This window comes from Okibacterium sp. AC114, from assembly GCF_979253355.1.
In genome coordinates this window covers 1,243,539-1,267,374 of sequence record NZ_CEEDBR010000001.1, presented here as the reverse complement: position 1 = coordinate 1,267,374, position 23,836 = coordinate 1,243,539, and the positions used below count along the sequence as shown (strand labels likewise).

Genomic DNA, 23,836 nt, shown 5'->3' with positions numbered 1-23,836 from the left:
TCCTGGTGCCCGGCACAGACATCCGCATCGCTCTTATTTGCTCGAACGAACGAGCAGGAAGAGGTGATGACCGATGGATGGTGTGGCCGAATGGGCACGCGTAGTCACCCCGACAAGCGAGGTGCTCGAATCAGCATACCAGTCTGGGGACTAGGAAACGGCTGACTTCTTCTTGTCCTTGCGCACGAAGAGCGTTTCGGCCTGCTCCAATTCCATGCCGTTCGTTTCGGGGATCTTGAAGAAGACGAAGAAGAACGAGAGGAGGGCGAAGAGGGCGTAGATGCCATAGGTGAGTGTGAGCGAGACATCTTGCGACAGGGGCAGGAACGTGACCGTGACGAGGAAGTTGGTCAGCCACTGGGCCGCCGCAGCAACACCGAGCGCCTTGGCGCGGATGCGGGTCGGGAAGATCTCGCCGAGCAAGACCCAGACGAGCGGGCCCCAGCTCACGCCGAACGAGATGACGAAGACGTTGGCGCCGATGAGCGCGATGGTGCCGAACGGGTCGTCCAGCACGGGCTTGCCGTCGACGATAGATGCCTGACTGAACGCCAGGGTCATGGCGGCGAGCGACAGCGTCATGCCGACCGAGCCGATCAGGAGCAACGGACGGCGCCCCACGCGGTCGACGAGCAGGATGGCCACGATCGTGACCGCGACGTTGGTGACGCTCGTGATGACCGAGATCGTGAAGGAGTTCGACTCGTCGAAGCCGACGGCCTGCCACAGCGTCGTCGAGTAGTAGAAGATGACATTGATGCCCACGAGCTGCTGCAGCATCGAGAGGATGATTCCGATCCAGACGATCGGGGCCAGGCCGAAGCGGTTGCCCTTCAGCGTTCCGGTCTTCTTGGCGATCTCGTCTTCCTCGATCGACTTCTCGGCCTCGCGCATGGCGCGGTCGACCTCGTCGGAGGGCCAGACGGTCGCGAAGATCTTCTTGGCTTCGGCTTCCTTGCCGCGGCTCACGAGATAGCGCGGCGACTCGGGCAGGCGCAGGGCGAGGATGCCGTAGATCACGGCGGGGATAGCGCAGGCGAGGAACATCCAGCGCCACGCCTCGAGCCCGAACCAGAACTCTTTGGCCGCGCCACCCGCTGCATTGGCGAAGAGGGCGTCACTCAAGAGGGCCGCGAAGATGCCGAGGGTGATGGCGAGCTGCTGCAGAGAGGCTAGGCGGCCTCGAATCTTGCGCGGCGCGATCTCGGCGATGTAGGCGGGCGCGATGACCGATGCGATGCCGATGCCGAGTCCACCGACGAGACGCCAGATGACCAGGTCCCAGGCGGCGAAGGCGAAACCGGCACCGATCGACGAGACGAAGAAGAGTCCGGCACCCAACAGCATGACCTTGATGCGACCCCAGCGGTCGGCCAGGCGGCCCGCCCCGTAGGCACCGGCGGCACAGCCGAGCAGGGCTGATGCGACGGCGAAGCTGGTGACGCCCGAGCTGAGGTCGAACTGACCCTGGATGGCGTCGACGGCACCGTTCACCACGGACGAGTCGAAGCCGAAGAGGAAGCCTCCGACGGCGGCGGAGATCGCCAGTCCGATGACCCTGCGGGTGAGTTGGGCTTGACTGGGCGGCGCCGGATTCGACGCGGTTGAGTTGGACATTTCGTAACCTCCCCAGTCAGGGCTCGCGGCATCCGAGGGGTGCCCGGCGAACTGACCTTCATTCTGGTCGTGTCGGTGCTGGCTGACAACCGTTTCTCCCGAAGCGCTGCGAGCGGAAGTCATCCACAGATCGCGGCGCAGGCAGCTGCACGGTTGCTCGCGCGGCCAGGCTGGTGAGCATGGCCCAGCAAGTATACGCACGCCCCCGCATCCCCTCCGGTTCAGGGGCGACGGCCCTTGCAGTGCCCGTCGGGGAGGTATACGTGTCGACGAAGCGGACTGTCGGGGCGCGATCATGGCCGTGTCCGTCGCTCCGGATTGCGCGCAATGTGGGCGTGACCAGGCACCGCGAAATTCCGCGATCCTCGGCTGACGAGGGAGACGCAGCTCGTTGTCCGAGCATGCGGCGGGACACCCGTGCTTTGGGGCCAGGAGCCCGAGACACTGCTCGGGGCCGTGGTCCGCTCATCCGCGGCGGGATATCGGGCGTGTTGATTTGTGTTTCCATTTTTGCCTTTGGGTTCGCGGACATGGCCGCGCACCCGGAATGGTCGGCGTCGGCACTACCCGTTGGTGCGCCAGCGGCATCGCCCCCGACATCGCCCGCCACTAGTGCGGCGGCAGCTCCCGTGGCAGCTCGATGGGTGTGGCCCGTCGGGCGGGGCCAGGTCAATCGTGCGTTCGAACGCCCGGTCGACGAATACGCGGCGGGCCACCGGGGCATCGACCTGCCGGCATCGATGGGTGAGGATGTCGTGGCCCCTGCCGCGGGCGTCGTTCTCTTTGCCGGAGTGGTGGTTGATCGGGGAGTCCTGTCCATTCGGCACGCCGATGGGACGGTGTCGAGTTTCGAGCCCATCTCCGCACTCGTATCGGAGGGCGACCAGGTGAGGTCGGGTCAGGCGGTGGGCCGAATCTCCGAGGGCGGGCACTGCGACTCGGAGTGTCTTCACGTCGGGGCTCGGGTCGGGGGCCATTACGTCGACCCCGAGCCCTACTTCGTGTTGAGGAGGAGAGCCGTTCTCGTGCCACTCGGCGATTTCGCTGCGCCGTGACATGCGGCGGCGGGTGGTTTGTCTAGGCCCGCGGATGGGCGCCGCGGTAGCTGTCTTTCAGACGTTCGAGCGAGACGTGCGTGTAGATCTGGGTGGTGCCGAGGGAGGCGTGCCCGAGCATCTCTTGCACGGATCGGAGGTCGGCTCCCCCGTCGAGCAGGTGTGTGGCCGCGGTGTGTCGCAGCGTATGGGGTCCGCCGCTCTCGAAGCCGGGCAGGGTTTCCAGGAGCCGGTTGACGACGTTATAGACGGCCTTCACGCCCATCCGCGATCCACGGGCTCCGAGGAACAACGCTCGATCTGAGCCGGCGGGCGCCGACATCGTCGTCGTGCCGGAATGAGTTGCGCGATCTTTCGATCGCAGGAGGAGTTCCGGTCGTGACCTCGTCAGGTAGTCGACGAGGGCGTTCTGTGCCGGCACCCCGAATGGGACGACTCGCTGCTTCGACCCTTTACCCGTAACCCGCGCCGTGAGCCGATCGAGGTCGACGTCGCCGACGTCGAGGCCGACCAGTTCCGAGACGCGTGTCGCGGACGCATAGAGCAGTTCGACGATCGCTACGTCTCGAATCGCGACCGCATCGCCGTCGTCGGCACGACCACGAAGGACTTCGACCAGCTGGGTCATCTGGTCCGCTGCGACGACGTGCGGCAAGTGGCGACCCGTTTTCGGCGAGCGCAACCGGGCATTCGCATCCGTCGCCGACGTGATGTGTGCCGCGTTCCACTTCGACCACCCGCGGATGGCGGCGGCCCGGCGGGCGAGGGTTGTCGAGTTCAACCCGCACTGCGAGCCGTGCCACAACCAGTCTCGGCCGAGTTCCAAAGTCACGTCGGATGCATCGACCACGTTGTTCTCGTCGCAGTATTCCCGCAGCTGTTCGAGATCTGACGCATAGGCGCGGACCGTAGCCGGCGACAGACGCCGGTCGTCGGTCAGGTGCGCCAGGTAGCGCTCCATCGATTCGCGAATCTGCATCTTCCTAGGATGCCGCGCCCCGGCGTCGACGATGCCCGCCACACCGGCAGCCTGCACTCTTCGGGGGTACTGATGCGATCGGAGCGGGCGGCGCCGGTGTCACCGGCGCTTCTGCGGCACATATAACCACCCCCTTTCCGTCGATGTCGCGGCTCCTCGCAGCTGGAGCGAACCCAGTTCGGCGACCACCTCGGTCAGGGGAAGCCCGGATTGCCGCGAAAGGTCGAGCGGCCGTCGCGGAGTGCGCGCGCTCAGGGCGTCGATCACGCGTCTCGCCCTCGGTTCTTCGTCTTTCGCATGACCGGGACCCGGATTGACGACCGGCGTCGATGCGAGAGCCTGTTCCGACGTCGACGTTGCAAGTGGCCCCGACGTCGACTTCTGATGTGAACCCGACGTCGAGGCTCGAGGCGGAATCGACGTCGAAGTCGGGCCCGCAGGCAGACTCGAAGTCGGCCGAGGAGCGGGAGCCGGCTGCGGGTCGGCCGGCGTCGATAGAGAAATTCGAAGAGGCTCGACGAGTTGCATCATCTCGTCGCCCGACGTGACACAGGTCGCGTCGTATTCGCGCAGGAGCCGGTGGCACCCGACCGAGTGCGCGGTGGTCACCGGGCCCGGCACCGCGCCGAGCGGCCGCCCGAGGTGTGCGGCATGGCCTGCCGTGTTCAGGGAGCCTGACCGCGACCCCGCCTCGATTACGACCGTTGCCTGGCTCGCGGCGGCAATGAGCCGGTTGCGTTGCAGGAACCTCCACTTTGTCGGTGTGGTGCCACACGGTACCTCCGAGACGAGGCCACCGTGCTCGATGATGGACTCGAGAAGAGCGTGGTGTCCGGCCGGATAGAGACGATCCACTCCCCCCGCGAGGAAGGCCACGGTTCGCCCGCCGGCTCGAATGGCGGCTCGGTGAACGGCTCCATCGATGCCATAGGCGCCGCCCGAAAAGAGCGTCACCCCTCGCCTGGAGAGATGCCAGGCCGCGTCGGTTGCGACCTGCTGGCCGTACGCCGAGCACGCGCGCGCGCCGACCAGGGCCACGGACGGGCGAGTGACGCCGAGGTCGCTCGGGCTCCCCCGCACCCACAAGACGATGGGCGCATGTCGGCCGAGGTCATCGACCCCGAGAGGCCAGTCGTCGTCCCCCGGGATCAGAAGCTCGGCGCCCACCGAACCAGCGACGGACAGGCTGAGGGACTGCTCGACGCGGTCGAGGCGCAGCATCCACGTTTCAAGAGATGCCGACACCCCCTTCAGCGCGGAATCGATGCGTGATCCACCGGAACCGGAGCTGCGATCAGCGCCCCGAGGCCGTCGGGGTGAGTCCACGCGGCCGCTGCGCGCGCTCCACTCCTCAGAGCGGAAAGGTTCGAGAACGTCGTCCCCCTGGTGCTCACCAGCTCTCGACGGGGCCAGGCTCGGCCCCTGGCCGCGTGCCCCGCCATCGAAGGAGGAGTCGCAGGCCGCAGCGCGCACACGGCGAGAGCGACCATCCCGATCTGACCCGGTCGCGCCGGGACCGGCTTCACCGCTTCCGGCACGGGAATCGGCGGCGGATCTATCGTCGTGCGCCCGAGCGCCGGTCCGCGCTACATCGTGGCCGCCGAGACCTGCGGCACCGTTCCGAGTCCGCCAGAGGCGATCCAGCAATTCGATCGCGCCGAATTCGACGAGGAGATCGCCGAGCACCCCGTCACCCGGTTCAGCGAGGGAACTGAGAATCACTCGCGATGTGCGTTCAGCCAGCCGTTCATCGCTCTCGAGCCGCGCAAACCGTGGACGGAGCATCGCGACCGTGTCGATGACACGGTGAGTAGCAGCCGGCTCGCGACGATGCCGGGACCGAACAGGACCGTCCGTGTTGGGCGACGTCTCGACACGACCTGTCGGGTCTGACAGCGCCGAGCGCCTCGGGCTGTCATCTGCCGGATCGAGCCGTTGGCGGTCTTTCGTCATGCTCGTGCCCCCTGTCGCATGAATGTGGCGAGGCCCAGATGCTCACCCGTTGGTGCTGCCGTGCCCTCGAGATCGGCCAAGGTCCACGCGATGCGGAGAACGCGGTCGTACCCTCGCATGGAGAGGGAACCGCGCTCGAGCGCGTCGTCGAGTTGCCCAGAGAGGCTGGCAGGCAGCCGGTGGGCGGAGTCGCGGAGCCAGTCACCCGGAACACGAGCGTTGAGACCCCAGGGCGTGCCATCCAGCCGTGCGGCGGCGCGCTGCCGTGCAAGGGCGACTCGTTCTCGCGCATCGGCCGTCGTGACGCGTCCGCTGCGCTCCGTGTGGAGAGCGGAAGCACTCACACGCTCGACGCGCACTCGGAGATCGACACGATCGAGCAATGGCCCCGACAGCCGCTCCTGGTATCGCCGCACCGATGACGGCGGGCACGTGCATGATCCGTCGCGCGAACCGAACTGGCCGCACGGGCACGGATTCGCCGCGAGCACCAATTGAAACCGTGCCGGGAACTGCGCCGTCACCCCCGAGCGATGGATGGTGAGCTGGCCCGACTCGAGAGGTTGCCGCAACGCGTCGAGCACGACCGCCGGAAACTCGAGCGCTTCATCGAGGAACAGGACTCCTCCGGTCGCTCGGGCCGCCAAACCCGGTCGTATCGTGCCGGACCCACCCCCCAGGATGGCGGCCGCAGAGGCCGCGTGATGCGGTGCCTCGAACGGCGGCCTCACGAGCAGATCTGGCCCGACCGCCTCACCGCCGAGGGAACGCACCGACATCACGTCGAGGGCCTCGTCGACCGACAGGTCGGGCAGGATGCCCGGCAAGCATTGCGCGAGCATGGTCTTGCCCGCGCCGGGAGGCCCGAGTAAGTAGATGTGATGGCCGCCGGCCGCCGCCACCAACAGCGATTGCACGGGCACGTCTTGGCCCGCTATTCGGCCCAGCTCGGGAACCACAGCCGGTGGAGCGACCCGACCGACGAAGGGAATCGCTTCCACGGTTTCGGGCGCGAGCGAGGCTCCATGGAAGATGGCAGCATCGCGCAGGCATGTCACGCCCACCGCATCGATACCCGGCACCAGCTGCGCCTCGGCCAGATTGGCGGCCGGAACCATGACGCGACGGCGCCCCGCACGAGCTGCCGCCAGCACGGCCGGCAGCACTCCGAAAATCGGGCGGAGCCGACCGTCGAGACCCAGCTCACCCAGGTGCACGATGTCGTCGATCGACGCGCGAGACACGACACCGTCTGCAGCGAAACAAGCGAGCGCGATAGCCAGGTCGAAGGCCGAACCATGTTTGGGCAGGCTCGCGGGTGACAGATTGACGGTCAGCCGCTGAGAAGAGAGGCTGCAGCCCGAATTGCGGGCCGCCTGCCGCACGCGGCCGCCGGCCTCGCCGAGCGATCGATCGGCTAAACCGATGATGATGAGCGCCGGGAGTTGCGCCGAGATATCCGCCTCGACTTCGATGACGGTGCCCTCGGACCCCGAGAGGGCGACAGACCACGTTCGCGCGACCGCCACGTCACACCGCCGCGAGGTGCTCGACGCGGGCAGCCCGGCCGCGCTGCAGGACGATGGCTACCGCATCCACTCGCACGCGCGCCTCTGGCCGGTCGCTCGACGCCCGCCACAGCTGCGCCAGGCGATACATGCGCACGCGTTTGGCCGGTGTGATGGCCTCGAACGGATGGCCGAACCGCTCGTTGGAACGTGTTTTGACCTCGACGGCGACGATGTGATCGCCCCGCCCCACGATCAGGTCGATCTCCCCGTGCCGGCAGCGCCAATTGCGCGCCAGCACCGAATAGCCGATCTTCTCGAAATGCTCGGCGGCGATGCTCTCGCCCAGCCGCCCCAACTCTGCGTTATGTCCCATGTGAACCTCCACAACGACTGTGGCGGCACAGGACACTCGCGCGGCGGCAGCTTCCCCATCTGTGGAGAAATCACGGCCTACGCGGGTTGTGCAGAACTACTCGTCGAGCGCGAGCTCTTTCGGCAATTCGAAGTCGCGCGTGGTCAATTCTTCGATGTTCACGTCTTTGAACGTGAGCACGCGAACCGACTTCACGAAGCGGTCGGAGCGGTACACATCCCACACCCAGACGTCTTTCATCGTGATCTCGAAATAGAAATCATGCTCGGTATCGCGTCGGTTGAGCTCCACCTCGTTGGCGAGATAGAAGCGTCGCTCCGTCTCGATCACATAGGTGAACTGGGAAACAACATCACGGTACTCGCGGTATAGAGCAAGCTCGACCTCGCGGTCGTAGTCCTCGAACTCGTCTTCATCCATCGTCCGTCCATCCTACGCGTAGGAGACGAGCCACGTGCGCCGGTGGAAGTCGCTCGGACCGAGCGCCCGCACGGCCTCCATATGCTGCGTGCTGCCGTATCCCTTATTGCCCGCCCACCCGAAATCGGGCCGAGTCTCGTGCGCGGCCACCATCAACTCGTCGCGGTGCACCTTGGCGATCACGGATGCCGCAGCCACCGACACGCAGTCGCGGTCGGCTTTCACGCGCGTGCGCACATCGAGCGGGCTGGACAGGATGGGATTCAGCCAGTCGCTGTTGCCGTCGAGCAGGATCGTGCTGGCGGCCACCGGAATGCCCGCCACATGCAACGAGCCGAGAGCCCGCTTCGCCGCCAGGCCGAGGCAGTGCACGATGCCCAACTCGTCGATCTCGTGAGGCGACGCCAGGCCGACGGCCGACGCGACCGACCACTCACGCAGAAGCGGTGCCAGCTCGACGCGCTTCTTCTCGCTGAGCAGCTTCGAATCTCTGACACCCGCAGGATGGGCGCCGCACGATGCCGACATGACGGACATTCCCACCGCAACGGGCCCGGCGATAGCGCCGCGTCCGACCTCGTCGACACCGATGACGAGCGTCGAGCCCGCCGCGAACAATTCACGTTCGACCAGATCGGTCGGTTCGACGACGGGCATTACTTCGACGGGCTCTCGGGAACGCCCTGGAATGTCTCGGGGTAGTTGCCGAGCCATCCGAAACGATCGAAGGGCCACGTGATCACGAACGCGCGGCCGACGACATCGTCGATGGGCACGAAGCCCTTGCCCGGGTCGTCTTGGTTGTAGCGCGAGTCGGCCGAGTCGTAACGGTTGTCGCCCATGACCCAGAGCGAGTCCTTCGGCACCGTGACGCTGAACTTGATCTCGGAGACGCTGTCTTTGCCCGGAGGCATGAGCACGTAGGGCTCGTTGAGCGGCACGCCGTTGACCGTCATCTGGCCGAGCGCGTTGCAGCACTCGACGCGGTCGCCGGGCAGCCCGATGACGCGTTTGATGAGGTGGTCGTCGCTGTCGGGCGAGGTGAGGCCCACGAGCGAGAGCACCCACTCGGCGCTGGCGGCGAGGGGGCCAGGATCGGGCTTGGGGGCGGCGGGAGGCAGCCACCCGCCCGGATCGCGGAACACGACGACATCGCCCCGCTCGAGCTTGATGACGTTGGGCACGAGCTCGTTCACGAGGATGCGGTCATCGATCTGCAGCGTGTCCTTCATCGACCCCGAGGGGATGTAGAACGAGCGCACCAGGAACGTTTTGATGAGGAAGGACACCAGCAACGCCACCACGAAGATGATGAGGATGTCGCGAACGAAAATCCAGCCGCCGCGCTTCTCGGAACGGTGGGCGCCCCGACGGGTCGTCGGATTCTCGAGGGTGGCCGCAGAATCGTCTGCAGCCGAAATGTTGTCTGTCATTTAACCGCCAAAGCTCCCCACCAGTGTATCGGCGGGGAGCCTGTAAGACGGCTGGAGCAACGCGCTTAGCGGTCGCGCTTTTCCTTGATCTTGGCCTTCTTGCCGCGCAGGTCGCGCAGGTAGTACAGCTTCGCGCGACGGACGTCACCGCGGGTGACGACCTCGATGTGGTCGATCACCGGGGAGTGCACCGGGAAGGTGCGCTCGACGCCGACCTGGAAGCTGACCTTGCGGACGCAGAACGTCTCGCGGATGCCCTCGCCCTGACGGCCGATGACGACGCCCTGGAACACCTGGATACGCGAGCGGCTGCCCTCGACGATGTTGACGTGCACCTTGACGGTGTCGCCGGCGCGGAAATCGGGGATGTCGTTTCGGAGGGATGCTGCATCGACGTGGTCGAGGATGTGCATGTTGCTTCGCTCTCTGTAACCGCCACAGGTCGACTACGAAAATAGGGGTTCGAATGAGATTTATGGTGTCCGACGTTGATGCTGGCTCCCCTGTGGCAGAGCAGGCCGCGGCACAATCGACCATTCTGCCACGCGGAGACCCCTCTTGGCAAAGCTCAGGGGCCCGCCCGGGCACAGCTCAGTTGCCCGAGGGGGCCTCACCCGAGCGGCGCTCCTCGTGGATGACGATGAACTCCTCGACCTGGGCCGGCTCTGACGGGCGCGGCATGCGGGGCGGCGAGGCGGGCTGACGGCTCATCTGCTCGTATTCGGCCATGGCGGCACGGGCGCGCTCGGCGGCACTGCGCAGCAACTGCCAGAGCTCGAACCAGAAGATCGCGATTCCGATGATGATGCCGGCGGTGGCGAGGATGGCGCTGGCGGGCGTGAAGAAGCCGAACGCAATGATCGTCGCGTGCCAGACCGAGAGGAGTGCGACATCCGCCCACGAGACGGCACGCTGCTGGCGCACGTCGAAGCGCGCGCGAATCAGGAAGGCGACGACCAGCAGGGCGATGAAGAGGATGGGCATCGCGACGACGAGTCCGAGGAACGTCCACCCGCTGCCACTGAAGATTCCGACGCTGATGAGCGGCCAGATGGGCAGCACGGCGGCTGCCAGGAACATCCAGTTGAAGAATGCGCGACGCACGAACATGGGAACAGCCTACGAGGATGTGGCTCGGAAAGCGCCGACAGGAGCCGGATTCAGGTCTCGCGTTCGCTCAGAGCGCGCCGACCGTTCCGCGCGGATCACTCCCCGTCGGGCAACAGATCGGGCCGCACGCGCTTGGTGCGCTCGACCTGCTGTTCATGCCGCCACCGGTCGATGGCTCCGTGGTTGCCGCTCAGGAGGATGTCGGGCACGCGATGTCCACGCCACTCGGCGGGCTTCGTGTAGCTCGGGTATTCGAGCAGACCGTCTTCATGCGACTCTTCGACGAGCGACTGCGGGTTGCCGACGACACCCGGGATGAGCCGACCGATCGCCTCGATCATCGCCATGACGGCGACCTCTCCCCCGTTGAGCACGTAGTCGCCCAGGCTGACCAGCTTGACGCGCGCACGCTGGGCCGTGTCGTCGAAGACACGCTGGTCGATGCCCTCGTAGCGGCCGCACCCGAAGATGAGTTGCGATTCGTGGCTGAGTTCACGGGCCATGGCCTGCGTGAAGACCTCGCCGGCCGGAGACGGGAAGATGACGACCGGTGCGAATGCCTCATCCGCGGTGTTCTCACCCAGGATCTGGTCGAATGCCTCACCCCAGGGCTCGGGCTTCATGACCATGCCCGCGCCGCCGCCGTACGGCGTGTCGTCGACGGTGCGGTGCCGGTCGTGCGCGAAGTCGCGCAGATTGTGCACCGAGAGGTCGATCAACCCGTTGGTGCGCGCCTTGCCGAGAAGGGAGATGTCCAGGACATCGAAGAACTCGGGGAAGATCGTGACGATGTCGAGTCGCATCGATCAGCCGGCGTTCGGAGTGGCCCGACCGCTGTCGGAATCGGCTGACGGGATGTCTTCGTCGGCTGGCGCATTCGCCTCGTCAACGTGCGCATTGGCAGCGTCGAAGTCGGTAGCCGAACCTTCGGCGGCCCCGCGCTCGGCATCGGCCGGGTCTTCGGGGATCTCTTCGAAGAGTCCCGTCGGGGGCGTGACCGTGAGGGTGCCCGCCTCGATGTTGACCTCGGGCACGATGGCGCCGACGAAGGGAACCATGACGTCGCCCTTCGGCGTGTCGATGATCAGCAGGTCTTGTGCCGGGAAGTGCTCGACGCGCGACACGGTGCCGACCTCGACACCGTCGCGCAGCACCTTCAGGCCCATGAGCTGGTGGTCGTACCAGGCATCCGGCTCGGACGACGCATCATCGTCGTGCTCGACCCAGAGGATGGCTTTGATGAGCGTCTCGGCGGCGTTGCGATCGTCGACGCCGACGAAGAAGCCGACAGGGTTCTGGTTGTACCAGCGCAGCTCTTTCAGCTCGAGCGTCTTGCCGTGCCACGGGGACGAGGTGGGCACCTGCAGCGAGAAGACGGCGCCGGGCACGAAACGCGCGGCGGGGTCATCGGTGTAGAGCTCGATCTTGAGGGCGCCCTTGAGGCCGTGCGCCTTGACGAGGCGGCCGACCCGGAGTTGGTCGGCCGGCGCCTGCGGGGTTTCCACGATCAGTTGTCGGTGTCGACGACGTCGACACGAACGCGTCGGCCATCGGCCAACGCGGCAACGAGCGTGCGGAGTGCTTTAGCGGTGCGTCCGGAGCGACCGATCACACGACCGAGGTCCTCGGGGTTCACACGAACCTCGAGGACCTCGCCACGTGGTGACGATTTCGCAACGACGCGCACATCGTCGGGATGGTCAACAATCCCTTTGACGAGGTGTTCGAGTGCGGGAGCGAGCAAGACTAGGCCTCGGTCGACTCTTCGGCAGCAGCCTCGGGAGCGGCCTCTTCGGCCGGCTTCTCGGCAGGCTTCTCAGCCTTGGGCTTCAGAACGGGCTTCTTCTTCTCGTCGGCGACGAAAGGAACCTTGGCCTCTTTCACGCGGACGGTGGAGACGGCGTCCTTGTCACCCTTGAACTTGCCCCAGTCGCCCGTGAGCTTGAGGAGAGCGGCAACCTGCTCGGTGGGCTGAGCGCCCACGGAGAGCCAGTACTGCGCACGCTCGGAGTCGACCTCGATGACCGAGGGCTCTTCGGTGGGGTGGTAGATGCCGATTTCTTCGATGACACGGCCATCGCGCTTGGTGCGCGAGTCGGCGACAACGATGCGGTAGTAGGGCGCGCGGATCTTACCGAGACGCTTCAGACGGATCTTGACAGACACAATTCTCCTGAAATTTTTGATGACTGATTCGTGCTCGATACCGAAAGGTGGGGGCACGCTCGGTACGAAAACTGTGATGGCGTCTGTACCCGTCTGATTAGAGGGTCGGATGGGTACGGACTCGACTAACCATTCTGTCAGATGCGGGGCCGTTTGTGATAATCCGAGACACGCGGATGTCGGGGCGTCGCACCTCCGTGTGAAAATGGCGGAAGCATCCGAACGGTAATCGGCCGAATGCACGAACAGACGAGGATCCACCATGCGTATCGATTTCGCCTCCTCGGAGCGCTCCACCGTCGGCCTCGAGTGGGAGTTGGCCCTCGTCGATCGGGACACGGGCGACCTCGTCTCTGCCGCCGATCAGGTGCTCGAGCAGCTGAGCACCGATGGCGCGCCGCATCCGCACATCACGGGTGAGCTGCTGCGCAACACGGTCGAGCTCGTCTCGGGTGTGCACCACAGCGTTCCGGATGCCATCGCCGACCTCTCCGGTCAGATCGACGAGGTCCGCGCCATCACCGACCCGCTGGGCATCGAACTCGTGGGCAGCGGCTCGCATCCGTTCGGGCAATGGTTCGACCAGGAGGTCACGGCGAAGGACCGTTACGCCAAACTCATCGACCGCACGCAGTGGTGGGGCCGCAACATGATGATCTGGGGCGTGCACGCCCACGTCGGCGTCGAGGACGTGCGCAAGGTGCTGCCGCTCGTGAACGGGCTCTTGACCTATTCGCCCCACCTGCAGGCGTTGTCGGCGTCCAGCCCGTTCTGGGGCGGCGTGGACACGGGGTATGCCTCGAACCGGGCGCTGATGTTCCAGCAGCTTCCGACCGCCGGTCTCCCCTACCAGCTCGAGCACTGGGGCGAATTCGAGTCCTACGTCGAGGACATGATGAAGACGGGCATCATCGAGGACTACACCGAGGTGCGCTGGGACATCCGCCCGTCGCCGCACTGGGGAACCGTCGAGATGCGTTCGTGCGACGGCGCCTCGAGCATTACCGAATTCGGGGCGTTGTCGGCCCTCATCCACTGCCTGGTCGAGCACCTGTCGTCGCGGCTCGACGACGGTGAGGCCCTCACCACACTGCAGCCGTGGTTCGTGCGCGAGAACAAGTGGCGCGCCGCCCGGTACGGCATGGAGGCCGAGATCATCGTGCGCCCCGACGGGCACGAGCGCCTGGTCACCGACGAGATCGCCGAACTGGTGGATGAGCTGAACCCCATCGCCCGGCGACTGGGGTGCGAGAAGGAATTAAATGATGCGCTCGTGATTCTGCGCGTGGGGGCGAGCTATCAGCGACAGCTGGCCGTGGCTCAGGCGAATGGCGGGAGCCTGCCCGCCGTGGTTCACATGCTGGCCAAGGAGCTGCGGCACGGGTTGCGCGTCGACGCCTGAGCGCTGCGCGAGTCGACGCGAGGCGCTGCGCGGATCAACATGGGGCGCTACACGCATCGGTGTCGGTTCCGAGGCGCTCGAGCCATCGCACGCAGAAAGCCGGGTCGGACATCTATGTGTCTGACCCGGCTTTCGTTCTGCGTCTGGCTTAGGAGCGACCGAGGAACTTCTGCAGCGTGGCGAGTTCTTCGGCCGAGGGGCCGGCTGAGGCATCCGCGCCCTTGGCACCCTTGGCGAGACCGAAGCCCGTGCCCACCGGGGCGGCGGGCTGGGCAGGGCCTGCCGCGAGACCGGCGTTCTCGGCCGCGCGCTTGGCCGGGTTGCCCGACTTGGAGCCACCCTTCTTCTTGGCGACGGGCTTCTTGGGCATGCGTCCGGCACCCGGGATGGGGCCCATGCCGGGCATCTGCGGCACGCCACCCTTGGCCACGGTCTTCATCATCTTGGCAGCCTGCTCGAACCGGTTGACGAGCGCGTTCACCTCGGTGACGGTGGTGCCCGAACCGCGCGCGATGCGCAGGCGACGCGAGCCGTTGAGCAGCTTGGAGTTGCGGCGCTCGGCGGGCGTCATCGACTGGATGATCGCCTCGGTGCGCACGAGCTCGCTCTCGTCGAAGTTCTCGAGCTGCTGCTTCATCTGGCCCATGCCGGGCAGCATGCCCATCATCTTCTTGATGGAGCCCATGTTCTTGAGCTGCTGCATCTGCTTGAGGAAGTCCTCGAGCGTGAACGTGTCGGTGGCAAACTTCTCTGCCATCTCGCGCGCTTCGTCTTCGTCGAACGCTTCTTGCGCCTGCTCGATCAGGGTGAGGATGTCACCGAGGTCGAGGATGCGGCTGGCCATGCGGTCGGGGTAGAACGGCTCGAAGTCGTCGAGGCTTTCACCGGTCGACGCGAAGATGATGGGACGCCCGGTGACCGACGCGACCGAGAGGGCCGCGCCACCCCGCGCGTCACCGTCGAGCTTCGACAAGACGACGCCCGTGAAGTCGACGCCCTCCTGGAAGGCCTTGGCCGTGGCGACGGCGTCCTGACCGATCATGGCGTCGATGACGAAGAGCACCTCGTCGGGGTCGATGGCTTTGCGGATGTCGGCGGCCTGCTTCATCATGTCGCGGTCGACGCCGAGGCGGCCGGCCGTGTCGACGATGACGACGTCGTGCAGCTTGGTCTCGGCATACTTCACGGCGTCCTTGGCCACCTTGACGGGGTTGCCGACACCGTTGCCGGGTTCGGGAGCGAAGACGGGCACGCCGGCCTGACCGCCGACGACCTGCAGCTGGTTGACCGCGTTGGGGCGCTGGAGGTCGGCCGCGACGAGCATGGGCGTGTGGCCGTCTTTGACGAGCCATTTCGCGAGCTTGCCCGCGAGCGTCGTCTTACCGGCACCCTGCAGACCCGCGAGCATGATGATGGTCGGCGGGCGCTTGGCGAACTGCAGGCGGCGCTGCTCACCACCCAGGATGTTGACGAGCTCTTCGTTGACGATCTGTACGACCTGCTGCGCCGGGTTGAGCGCGCGGTTGACATCGTCGCCGAGGGCGCGCTCGCGCACCGTGTTGGTGAACTGCTTGACCACATCGAACGCGACGTCGGCGTCGAGCAGTGCGCGCCGGATCTCGCGGACCGTGCCGTCGACGTCGGACGCCGAGAGCTTGCCCTTCGTGCGGAGGTTCTTGAGTGTGTCTGTCAGCCGTTCGGACAGTGAGCCAAATGTCGCCATGATCCGACAAGTTTAGTCGATCGGGTGCACGGAGTTCGCTGACCCCTCGAAACGGTTTATGGATCGAGTACACTAACTCGAAAAGCTTCCGGAAGGAGCCCGGCATGAGCGTCACCGTCAGCAGGACGATCGAGGCCGCGCGTCTCGTGCAACCAGGGTTCTCACCGCATCCGGTCGGGTATGGCGATGGTCTGCGACTGCAGCTCGACATCCACGCGGATGTGGTGGCGGATCGTTCACCCAACACGCTCGTGTTGCTCGAACACGAGCCGGTGTTCACGGCGGGTCGGCGCACGACCGACGACGAGCGGCCCGCGGACGGCACACCCGTGGTCGACGTGGATCGCGGGGGCAAGATCACGTGGCATGGGCCCGGGCAGTTGGTGGGGTACCCGATCGTCCGGTTGCATGAGCCCATCGATGTGGTGGCCTATGTGCGGGCCCTCGAGGGCATCCTGATCGAGGTGTTGAGTGGTTTCGGCATCACGGGCGAGCGCATCGAGGGGCGGTCGGGCGTGTGGGTGCAGCGGCCGGGCCTGGCAGCGGCCAAGATCGGCGCGATCGGCATCCGGGTGAACGATGGGGTGACGCGGCACGGGTTCGCCCTCAACTGCACGAACGACCTGGCGCCGTTCTCCGAGATCGTGCCGTGCGGGATCCGGGATGCCGGCGTGACGTCGATTCGCGAAGTGACCGGGCGGGATGTCGAGCCCGAGGCGGTCGCGGCCGTCGTTGCTCGCGCGTTCGGCGCGACGAAGGAGGCGTGGGCATGAGCGCGTGCGGGACGAGCAACGGGGCGCCGCACGGCGCGGCGACGACGGGTTGCGGAACGACGGGCGCTGCGGCAACAAGCGGCATGGCGACTGCGGGGACGGCGAGTCCGGCAGCGGGCGTGGGCGGGCGCAAGCTGCTGCGCCTGGAGGTGCGCAACGCCGAGACACCGATCGAGCGCAAACCGGCGTGGATCAAGACGAAGGCGCGCATGGGGCCCGAATACCAGCAGCTGCAGAGTCTGGTGAAGAGCGAAGACCTGCATACGGTGTGCCAAGAAGCCGGTTGTCCGAACATCTACGAGTGCTGGGAGGACCGTGAGGCGACGTTCCTGATCGGCGGTTCACAGTGCACGAGGCGGTGCGACTTCTGTCAGATCGATACGGGTAAGCCTGCCGACTACGACACCGACGAGCCACGCCGGGTGGCAGCATCCGTGCGAGCCATGCAGCTGCGCTACGCGACCGTGACGGGGGTTGCCCGCGACGACCTGCCCGACGAGGGGGCATGGCTGCACGCCGAGACCGTGCGTCGCATCCACGCCGAGAACCCGGGCACGGGTGTCGAGATCCTCGCGACCGACTTCTCGGGCAACCCCGACCTCTTGGGCGAGGTGTTCGAGGCACGGCCCGAGGTGTTCGCGCACAACGTCGAGACCGTGCCGCGCATCTTCAAGCGCATCCGCCCGGCGTTCCGCTACGAACGCTCGCTCGACGTGCTGACGCAGGCGCGGGCGGCCGGCCTGATCACGAAGTCGAACCTGATTCTCGGGATGGGCGAGGAGCGGCACGAGATCTCGCAGGCCTTGCGCGATCTGCACGACGCGGGCACCGACATCATCACCATCACGCAATACCTGCGACCGACGCCGCGCCACCTGCCCGTTGCGCGTTGGCTGCCGCCCGAAGAGTTTCTCGAGATCAAGGGAGAGGCCGACGAGATCGGTTTCTCGGGCGCGCTGGCCGGGCCGCTCGTGCGGTCGAGCTATCGCGCGGGTCGACTCTGGGCGCAGTCGATGCGCGCCAAGGGCCGCGTTCTCCCCGACGACCTCGCACACCTCGATCGCACCGACGGCGAGCCGGTGTTCCTGCAGGGGGTGTGATTCCGGCGCGCTACTCGACGATCGTGATCGAGACGGGTGTGACCGAACGACTGAGCGAGACGAGAAGCGCGAGGTCGGAGCCATCCGGATCGAGCGCGAACTCGAGGTCGACGAACGCCTCGGTGTCGGAGGACGCCGACGGGTGAACCGCCACGCGCGTGAGCACGAGCGAGCGGATGAGGTCGACGTCGAGGTCACCTGAGTGGTCGACGAAGAGGTCCTCGATGCCGTCGCCATACTCTTCGACGGCCTGCACGACGAACACCGACACATCGCTCTCGCGGTCGTCGACGGCCGAGAGCATGTCCTCGCGGGCCCGCAGGTCGAGGCCCTCGAGGGCCTGCAGCAGCGCCGCCGCGATGTCGAGATCTTCGTCGCTGACGCCTTCGCCGCGCGGAACGCTCATCGACAGGTCGACGTACTGATCGCCGACCTCGACCGATTCGGACCAGTAGAGCCCGCCGCCCGGCTGCTCTTCGATCAGGCCGAAGTAGTCGTGCTCGAGCGCCACTAGCCGACCAGCTTCTGCGCGAAGACGTGCGGCGTGAAACCGGTGAGGTCGTTGATGCCCTCACCCTGGCCGACGAGTTTGATGGGGATGCCGGTCTTCTCCTGCACGGCGAGCACGAAACCACCGCGAGCCGAACCGTCGAGCTTCGTCAGCACGAGACCCGTCACACCGGCGTGTTCGATGAACGCCTCGGCCTGCGACAAGCCGTTCTGGCCCGTCGTGGCGTCGAGCACGAGCAGCACCTCGCTGATGGGGGCCTGCTTCTCGATGACGCGCCGCACCTTGGTGAGCTCGTCCATGAGACCGCCCTTCGTCTGCAGGCGACCGGCCGTGTCGATGACGACGATCTCGGTGCCCGTGCGCTTGGCGTACTCGATGGTCTGGAAGGCGACGGATGCGGGATCTTGCCCCTGCTGCTGTGGGCGCACGATCGCGGCGCCGGCTCGCTCGGCCCACGTGGCGAGCTGCTCGACGGCGGCGGCGCGGAACGTGTCAGCGGCGCCCACGACGACCGTGCGTCCGTAGGTGCCGAGGAACTTGGCGAACTTGCCGATGGTGGTGGTCTTGCCGACGCCGTTCACGCCGACGACCAGCACGACGGCGGGGCGCTCGGTGAGCTTCAGCGTCGTGTCGTACTTCGACAGGCGCTCCTCGATCGACTCGCGCAGCATGCGCTGCAGGTCGCGCGGGTCGGTCGTGCGGTAGCGGGCGACCTTCTGCCGCAGGTCGTCGACGACGAACTCGGTGAGGTCGGGGCCGAAGTCGGCCGTGATGAGAGCGTGCTCCAGCTGATCCCAGGTGTCATCGTCGATGGTGGGTTTCTGGAACATGCCGCGCAGGGCGCCGGACAAGGACCAGGGTGTACGTTCTGCCATGCATCCAGCCTACGGCGTCGCCACGCGTTGACCGACGACAGCCGACACCCCGTCTTGACGCATCGACACGCCGTAGAGGGCATCCGCGATCTCCATGGTGCGCTTCTGGTGCGTGATGACGATCAGCTGGCTGGTCGAGCGCAGGTCTTCGAAGATCTCGAGCAGGCGGCCGAGGTTGGCGTCGTCGAGCGCCGCCTCGACCTCGTCCATGATGTAGAACGGGCTCGGGCGGGCCTTGAAGATGCTGATGAGCAGGGCCACGGCGGCCAGCGAGCGTTCGCCACCCGAGAGCAGTGACAGGCGCTCGATCTTCTTGCCGGCGGGTTTGACCTGCACCTCGATGCCCGTCGTGAGGAGGTCGTCGGGGTTCGTGAGCGAGATGCTGCCCGTGCCTCCCGGGAAGAGCACCGGGAACACTTCGGTGAAGGCGCGCTGCGTGTCGTCGAAGGCACTCCGGAAGATGGTCTGCATGCGGTCGTCGAGTTCGTCGATGATCGTGAGCAGGTCCTTGCGCGTCTTGGTGAGGTCGGCGAGTTGTTCGGTGAGGAACGCGTGCCGTTGTTCGAGCGCCGCGAACTCTTCGAGGGCGAGCGGGTTGACGCGGCCGAGCTGGGCGAGCTTGCGTTCGGCGCGCTCGAAACGCTTCTTCTGTGCGGCACGGTCGAAGGGGATGCCTCGGGGCGCGGCAGGCTGGGCGCCAGACGTGTCGTCGCCCCCGTCGATGCGACCCTGCGCGGAGGCGTCGGCGTTGTCGTCGCCGACCGGTGCGAGCGCCGTCTCACGGGCACCACTCACGACGGCGCCGGCGAATTCGCGGCGTGTGGAAGCAGCTACTCCCCCGCTGCCCGCCTCGGTCTCGGACTCGAGTTCGGCGATGACCGCGGCAGCGGCGGCGGCTTCCTGCGCTTCGAGCTTCTCCGCGACCGTGGCGAGCAGGTCCGCGTCATCCGGCACGAGTTGGTCGGGCCCGTATTCCGCCACGAGCACGTCTTCGACGAGGCCGAGCTCAGAACCGGCGCGCTCGAGCAAGCCCGAGAGGTGAAGCTTCTTCTCGTATATCTGCAGCTCGAGGCCGTGCACGTTCTCGGTGATGGCCTGCAGCCGCTCGCGCAGCCCGGCCTCCTGGCGACGCAGCGCCCCCAGTTCCTCGTTCTGGCTGCGCCGCTCGTCCTCGGCGGCGGCGAGACGCAGGGCGCTCTCGGCAACCGAACGGTCGACAGAGGCGAGCACGGCGGGGAGCGTCTCGATGACGTGGGTGGCCGCATCCACCTGGCGACGACGGATGACCGCGCGGCGTGCAGCCTCTTCGGCCTGACGACGCTCCTGGTCGCGGCGGCGCACGAGCGATCCGATGCGCGCGTCACCCTGGCGCACACGCTCTCGGGCCGTTTCGAGCGAGAGGCGCGCCTGCACTTCGGCCTCGCGGGCCGCATCGAGTTCGGCCATCACGGCGTCGCGCGCGCTGACGTCGAGGATGGGTCGCGGGCGAGACGAGGCCTGCTCGAGTGCCTGCGTGGCCTGGTCGAGAGCCGACTGGGCGTCGTTCACCGTGTTCTCGGCGAGGGCCAGGGCCGACCGGATGCGCTCGCACTCCGCCGTCGACGACTCGACCTGCACGAGCGCTCGGTTGACCTTCTCGCTGTGGGCGGCCAGCTCGGCGTCGTATTGGCGCAGCATCTGCAGCGCGTCGGCGGACTGTTTCTTCGCCACCTGGTTCTGCTGGCGCTGCTCGGTGAGTTCATACCGCAGGCGCTCGATGGTCGATGTGAGGCCCTCGAGGGCATCGGCCGCGGCGTCGCGTTCGGCCAACAGTTCGATGCGGCTGGGCTGTTCGCCCGAGCCACCCGAGAGCACGTGAGAGGTGAGCACGTCTCCGGTGTCGGTGACGACGGTCACCCGGTCGGGATGCGCGAGCGTGACGCGTTCACGGCGGGCGCTGTCGACATCCGGTGCGACGTAGATGGTCGAGAGGAGCGCAAGCACGCCGGCGGGGGCCTGCACGAGCGTGTCGGCGCGCACGAGGCTGCCGGCGCGCGCCGGGAGGTCGGTGGCGTGATCGACGGCCGCCTCTGCGTCTCCGGCGATGACGACGTCGACCCGCCCGAGCTTGTTGTCCCGGGCGTGGGCGACCGCGCGGGCCGCGTTCTCGTCGGTATCGGCCAGGACGGCCTCGGCGAGCGTACCGAGCGCCGCCGCGATGGCCGCCTCGGATCCCGGGGTCACCTGCACGTGGTCGGCGACGACGCCCAGGATGCCTTCGAGTCCAGCCGCCGTCAGGTCGGCCGAGCCGTTCTTCACGTCGAGGGCACGCGACAGGGCGCTCTTCTTGGCTTGCAGGGCGTCGCGCTCGCGCTCGGCCCGGTGCAGTTCGTCGCGCAGGCGTTCGATCTCGGCGTCGGTGTCGAACACCCGGGCCTGCGCGAGCTCGTACTCCTCGTCGAGACCCGACTGCCCGTGATCGGTGGGCGCCTCTTCACCCTCGAGCTCGGCCAGGCGGGCGGATGCGTCGAGCCGCCGCTGCTCGGCCGCCTCCAGCGCGTTCTGCTGCCGCAGGTGCTCCCCGCGCACGGCCGCCAGGCGGGACGCTGCCGTGTCGGCTTGCCCGCTGAGCTTCGAGATCTCGAGGTCGTGGCGTGACACGAGCGCGCTCTGGGCGGCGATCTCCTGGTCGATGCCGTCGAGGCCGGCCCGGGCCGTCGCGGTCTGGGCGGAGGCCCGCTTCCAGGCGTCGTCGGCATCGTCGACCGCGGCGGTCAGGCGCACGAGCTCGGCACGGGCCTCGTCGATGGTCGCCGCGCTCACGGTCGGCTGGGCGTCGGGCGCCTCGGCCTCGCTGCCGAGCAGCGCCAGTCGCTGGTTCGCCAACGTGTAGAGGCTACGCAGCCGCTCCTGCACCGATTCGAGCGCGAAAGCCGTGCGGCGGGCGGTGTCGACGGCATCGCCGATCTGCGCCTGTTCGAGACGCGAGGCACGCAACTGAGCCTGTTCCAGCTGCTCCTGTACGACGATGCGTTCGCTGTGACGCTCCTGCTCGCCCCGGGTGTGGTCGTCGAGGGCGCGGCGCAAAGCCACGACGTCGTCGGCCAAGAGGCGGGCTCGAGCATCCCGAACCACGGCCTGGATGCTCTGCGCCTCGCGTGCGATCTCGGCCTGATGTCCGAGCGGCTTCAACTGGCGGCGGATCTCGCCCGCGAGGTCGCTCAGACGTGTGAGGTTGGCCTGCATGGCGTCGAGCTTGCGCACGGTCTTCTCTTTGCGCCGACGGTGCTTCAGGATTCCGGCGGCCTCTTCGATGAACCCGCGACGCTCTTCGGCGCTGGCGTGCAGCACCTGGTCGAGCTGCCCCTGGCCCACGATGACGTGCATCTCGCGGCCGAGACCCGAGTCGCTCAGCAGTTCTTGCACGTCGAGCAGCCGGCAGCTGTCGCCGTTGATCGCGTATTCGCTGCCGCCGTTGCGGAACAGCGTGCGGCTGATCGTGACCTCGGTGTAGTCGATGGGGAGCGCGCCGTCGGAGTTGTCGATCGTGAGCAACACCTGCGCGCGGCCGAGCGGCCCGCGCGTCGACGTTCCCGCGAAGATGACGTCTTCCATCTTTCCGCCGCGCAGCGTTTTGGCGCCCTGCTCCCCCATCACCCAGGCGAGCGCGTCGACGACATTCGATTTGCCCGAACCGTTGGGCCCGACGACGCACGTGACGCCCTGCTCGAAGGCGAACGTCGTCGATTGCGCAAACGACTTGAACCCCTTCAGCGTGAGGCTCTTCAGGTACACCGGGTTCGCCCTTTCGGTGGCGGGAGACTTATCTTTCTACGCTAGCGGATGCGTTGCGCCGAGCCCCGGACATCCGCGCGTTTCAGGCCCTGTCGGCGGTGTGAGAAGCACCCACTGGCGCAGGTTTGCTCGTTGCACGCGGGCGCTTCTGGCAGAAGGGGCAGAAGTGCGAGCCCCGGTTCATGAACGAGACGCGTTCGATGGGGGTGTCGCAGCGGGTGCACGGTTTGCCCGTCTGGCCGTAGGCGTTGAGGCTGTGCGAGAAGTAACCGGATGCCCCGTTCACGTTGACGTATTGCGCGTCGAAGCTCGTGCCGCCCTCGGCCAGCGCCTTCTGCAACACGGTGCGCACCTCGTCGAGCAGCACGGCGGCCTGGCGACGCGTGAGGGCCGCGGCCTGCCGTTCGAAGTGCAGGCGAGCCGCCCACAGCGACTCGTCGGCATAGATGTTGCCGATGCCCGACACCACGGTCTGATCGAGCAGCACGCGCTTGATGCCCACCCTCTTGCGTGACAACGCCTCGAAGAAGGCGGGCTCGTCGAAGTGCGGGTCGAGCGGGTCGCGCGCGATGTGCGCCACCTGCGACGGGATGAGCGCGGCGGGCGGCACGTCGCCAGCGAAACCCGAGGGGAAGCCGTCGCGCGTGGGAACGAGGGTGTCGATGGCGAGCGAGCCGAAGATGCGTTGGTCGACGAAGTTGACGCGCAGATCGCCGTGCTCGGGATGCTCGAGCGACAGTCCGATGCGTGTGCGCTCGTCGAGCGTGCCGGGCTCCCGGAGGAGCATTTGGCCGCTCATGCCGAGGTGGCCGACGAGCGCGCGGGGGCGTTCATGCGGCTCGGTGTCGAGCGGGAACCAGAGGAATTTGCCTCGACGCACGGCGGCCGTGACGCGGCGGCCGCGGAGGAGTTCGACGAAGGTTCCGGAGGCGCGGTCGTGGCGGCGCAGCGACCGTTCGTCGTAGATGTCGATGTCGACGATGCGCGCACCCACGATGGCGGGTTGCAGGCCGGCGCGGACGACCTCGACCTCGGGGAGCTCAGGCACGGGGACCGCCTCG

24 protein-coding genes are annotated in these 23,836 nt (G+C 66.9%); 5 read left to right on the top strand and 19 right to left on the bottom strand.

Annotation, left to right across the window (positions count from 1 at the left end; genetic code table 11):
* Nucleotides 1-150: 150 nt before the first annotated feature.
* Entirely contained in the window at nucleotides 151-1,617 is a 1,467-nt protein-coding gene (locus ACZ6IE_RS06110) for a sugar porter family MFS transporter (protein WP_464607211.1), read from the bottom strand.
* Between the two features lie 179 nt (nucleotides 1,618-1,796).
* Here ACZ6IE_RS06110 and ACZ6IE_RS06105 point away from each other — a divergent pair, with 179 nt between their 5' ends.
* A complete protein-coding gene (locus tag ACZ6IE_RS06105; protein ID WP_464607210.1) occupies nucleotides 1,797-2,672 on the top strand; it encodes a murein hydrolase activator EnvC family protein in 876 nt (291 codons plus the stop codon).
* A gap of 22 nt (nucleotides 2,673-2,694) precedes the next feature.
* Here ACZ6IE_RS06105 and ACZ6IE_RS06100 read toward each other — a convergent pair whose 3' ends face one another.
* Nucleotides 2,695-3,651 carry a tyrosine recombinase XerC gene (locus tag ACZ6IE_RS06100; RefSeq protein WP_464607209.1) on the bottom strand — a complete coding sequence of 319 codons (957 nt, stop codon included), beginning with the start codon at nucleotides 3,649-3,651 and terminating at the stop codon, nucleotides 2,695-2,697.
* A gap of 99 nt (nucleotides 3,652-3,750) precedes the next feature.
* Nucleotides 3,751-4,896 carry a DNA-processing protein DprA gene (gene dprA / locus ACZ6IE_RS06095; protein WP_464607208.1) on the bottom strand — a complete coding sequence of 382 codons (1,146 nt, stop codon included), beginning with the start codon at nucleotides 4,894-4,896 and terminating at the stop codon, nucleotides 3,751-3,753.
* A gap of 318 nt (nucleotides 4,897-5,214) precedes the next feature.
* Here dprA and ACZ6IE_RS06090 point away from each other — a divergent pair, with 318 nt between their 5' ends.
* Nucleotides 5,215-5,544 (top strand): hypothetical protein, encoded by a 330-nt coding sequence (locus ACZ6IE_RS06090; RefSeq protein WP_464607207.1) that lies wholly within the window; start codon nucleotides 5,215-5,217, stop codon nucleotides 5,542-5,544.
* Between the two features lie 56 nt (nucleotides 5,545-5,600).
* On the opposite strand, the gene ACZ6IE_RS06085 is transcribed toward ACZ6IE_RS06090, so the two are convergent.
* The 11 genes from ACZ6IE_RS06085 to rpsP all read right to left on the bottom strand — a co-directional run bounded on the left by ACZ6IE_RS06085 (nucleotide 5,601) and on the right by rpsP (nucleotide 12,617).
* A complete protein-coding gene (locus ACZ6IE_RS06085) occupies nucleotides 5,601-7,133 on the bottom strand; it encodes a YifB family Mg chelatase-like AAA ATPase (RefSeq protein WP_464607206.1) in 1,533 nt (510 codons plus the stop codon).
* A 1-nt stretch (nucleotide 7,134) separates the two neighbouring features.
* Nucleotides 7,135-7,488, bottom strand: coding sequence for a YraN family protein (locus ACZ6IE_RS06080; RefSeq protein WP_464607205.1), 354 nt, complete (start codon nucleotides 7,486-7,488; stop codon nucleotides 7,135-7,137).
* Between the two features lie 96 nt (nucleotides 7,489-7,584).
* A complete protein-coding gene (locus ACZ6IE_RS06075; RefSeq protein ID WP_077053416.1) occupies nucleotides 7,585-7,908 on the bottom strand; it encodes a DUF2469 domain-containing protein in 324 nt (107 codons plus the stop codon).
* Between the two features lie 12 nt (nucleotides 7,909-7,920).
* Nucleotides 7,921-8,565 carry a ribonuclease HII gene (locus ACZ6IE_RS06070; protein ID WP_464607204.1) on the bottom strand — a complete coding sequence of 215 codons (645 nt, stop codon included), beginning with the start codon at nucleotides 8,563-8,565 and terminating at the stop codon, nucleotides 7,921-7,923.
* Nucleotides 8,565-9,341: a signal peptidase I gene (lepB, locus tag ACZ6IE_RS06065; protein WP_464607203.1), complete on the bottom strand. Its 777-nt coding sequence runs from the start codon at nucleotides 9,339-9,341 to the stop codon at nucleotides 8,565-8,567. Before lepB ends, ACZ6IE_RS06070 begins: the two co-directional genes overlap by 1 nt.
* A 65-nt stretch (nucleotides 9,342-9,406) precedes the next feature.
* The gene (gene rplS / locus ACZ6IE_RS06060) at nucleotides 9,407-9,754 is read right to left on the bottom strand and encodes a 50S ribosomal protein L19 (RefSeq protein WP_077053419.1); all 348 of its coding nucleotides are present in this window, start codon (nucleotides 9,752-9,754) and stop codon (nucleotides 9,407-9,409) included.
* 178 nt (nucleotides 9,755-9,932) lie between these two features.
* Nucleotides 9,933-10,451 (bottom strand): hypothetical protein, encoded by a 519-nt coding sequence (locus ACZ6IE_RS06055; protein WP_464607202.1) that lies wholly within the window; start codon nucleotides 10,449-10,451, stop codon nucleotides 9,933-9,935.
* 95 nt (nucleotides 10,452-10,546) lie between these two features.
* Nucleotides 10,547-11,254, bottom strand: a complete 708-nt coding sequence (gene trmD / locus ACZ6IE_RS06050) for a tRNA (guanosine(37)-N1)-methyltransferase TrmD (protein ID WP_464607201.1) — start codon at nucleotides 11,252-11,254, stop codon at nucleotides 10,547-10,549.
* Between the two features lie 3 nt (nucleotides 11,255-11,257).
* Nucleotides 11,258-11,959 carry a ribosome maturation factor RimM gene (gene rimM, locus ACZ6IE_RS06045; protein WP_464608592.1) on the bottom strand — a complete coding sequence of 234 codons (702 nt, stop codon included), beginning with the start codon at nucleotides 11,957-11,959 and terminating at the stop codon, nucleotides 11,258-11,260.
* Nucleotides 11,959-12,195: an RNA-binding protein gene (locus ACZ6IE_RS06040; protein WP_077053423.1), complete on the bottom strand. Its 237-nt coding sequence runs from the start codon at nucleotides 12,193-12,195 to the stop codon at nucleotides 11,959-11,961. The genes rimM and ACZ6IE_RS06040 overlap by 1 nt, the downstream gene beginning before the upstream one ends.
* Nucleotides 12,196-12,197: 2 nt before the next feature.
* Nucleotides 12,198-12,617: a 30S ribosomal protein S16 gene (rpsP, locus tag ACZ6IE_RS06035; RefSeq protein ID WP_077053424.1), complete on the bottom strand. Its 420-nt coding sequence runs from the start codon at nucleotides 12,615-12,617 to the stop codon at nucleotides 12,198-12,200.
* 262 nt (nucleotides 12,618-12,879) lie between these two features.
* On the opposite strand from rpsP, the gene ACZ6IE_RS06030 reads away from it, so the two are divergent.
* Nucleotides 12,880-14,019 (top strand): glutamate--cysteine ligase, encoded by a 1,140-nt coding sequence (locus ACZ6IE_RS06030; protein ID WP_077053425.1) that lies wholly within the window; start codon nucleotides 12,880-12,882, stop codon nucleotides 14,017-14,019.
* Between the two features lie 148 nt (nucleotides 14,020-14,167).
* Here ACZ6IE_RS06030 and ffh read toward each other — a convergent pair whose 3' ends face one another.
* Nucleotides 14,168-15,742: a signal recognition particle protein gene (ffh, locus tag ACZ6IE_RS06025; RefSeq protein WP_464607200.1), complete on the bottom strand. Its 1,575-nt coding sequence runs from the start codon at nucleotides 15,740-15,742 to the stop codon at nucleotides 14,168-14,170.
* 104 nt (nucleotides 15,743-15,846) lie between these two features.
* Between ffh and lipB the strand changes: the two genes are divergently transcribed.
* Together lipB and lipA are read left to right on the top strand one after the other, a co-directional pair.
* Entirely contained in the window at nucleotides 15,847-16,515 is a 669-nt protein-coding gene (lipB, locus tag ACZ6IE_RS06020) for a lipoyl(octanoyl) transferase LipB (RefSeq protein ID WP_464607199.1), read from the top strand.
* Nucleotides 16,516-16,598: 83 nt separating this feature from the next.
* Nucleotides 16,599-17,615 carry a lipoyl synthase gene (lipA, locus tag ACZ6IE_RS06015; RefSeq protein ID WP_464608591.1) on the top strand — a complete coding sequence of 339 codons (1,017 nt, stop codon included), beginning with the start codon at nucleotides 16,599-16,601 and terminating at the stop codon, nucleotides 17,613-17,615.
* Nucleotides 17,616-17,625: 10 nt separating this feature from the next.
* Here lipA and ACZ6IE_RS06010 read toward each other — a convergent pair whose 3' ends face one another.
* From ACZ6IE_RS06010 to mutM, 4 genes are all read right to left on the bottom strand, one after another.
* Nucleotides 17,626-18,126: a DUF2004 domain-containing protein gene (locus ACZ6IE_RS06010; protein WP_464607198.1), complete on the bottom strand. Its 501-nt coding sequence runs from the start codon at nucleotides 18,124-18,126 to the stop codon at nucleotides 17,626-17,628.
* The gene (gene ftsY / locus ACZ6IE_RS06005; RefSeq protein ID WP_077053429.1) at nucleotides 18,126-19,001 is read right to left on the bottom strand and encodes a signal recognition particle-docking protein FtsY; all 876 of its coding nucleotides are present in this window, start codon (nucleotides 18,999-19,001) and stop codon (nucleotides 18,126-18,128) included. The genes ACZ6IE_RS06010 and ftsY overlap by 1 nt, the downstream gene beginning before the upstream one ends.
* A gap of 9 nt (nucleotides 19,002-19,010) precedes the next feature.
* Entirely contained in the window at nucleotides 19,011-22,775 is a 3,765-nt protein-coding gene (locus ACZ6IE_RS06000; protein WP_464607197.1) for an AAA family ATPase, read from the bottom strand.
* Nucleotides 22,776-22,857: 82 nt separating this feature from the next.
* Complete coding sequence (mutM, locus tag ACZ6IE_RS05995; protein ID WP_464607196.1) at nucleotides 22,858-23,823, bottom strand: bifunctional DNA-formamidopyrimidine glycosylase/DNA-(apurinic or apyrimidinic site) lyase; 966 nt, start codon at nucleotides 23,821-23,823, stop codon at nucleotides 22,858-22,860.
* Nucleotides 23,824-23,836 lie beyond the last annotated feature (13 nt).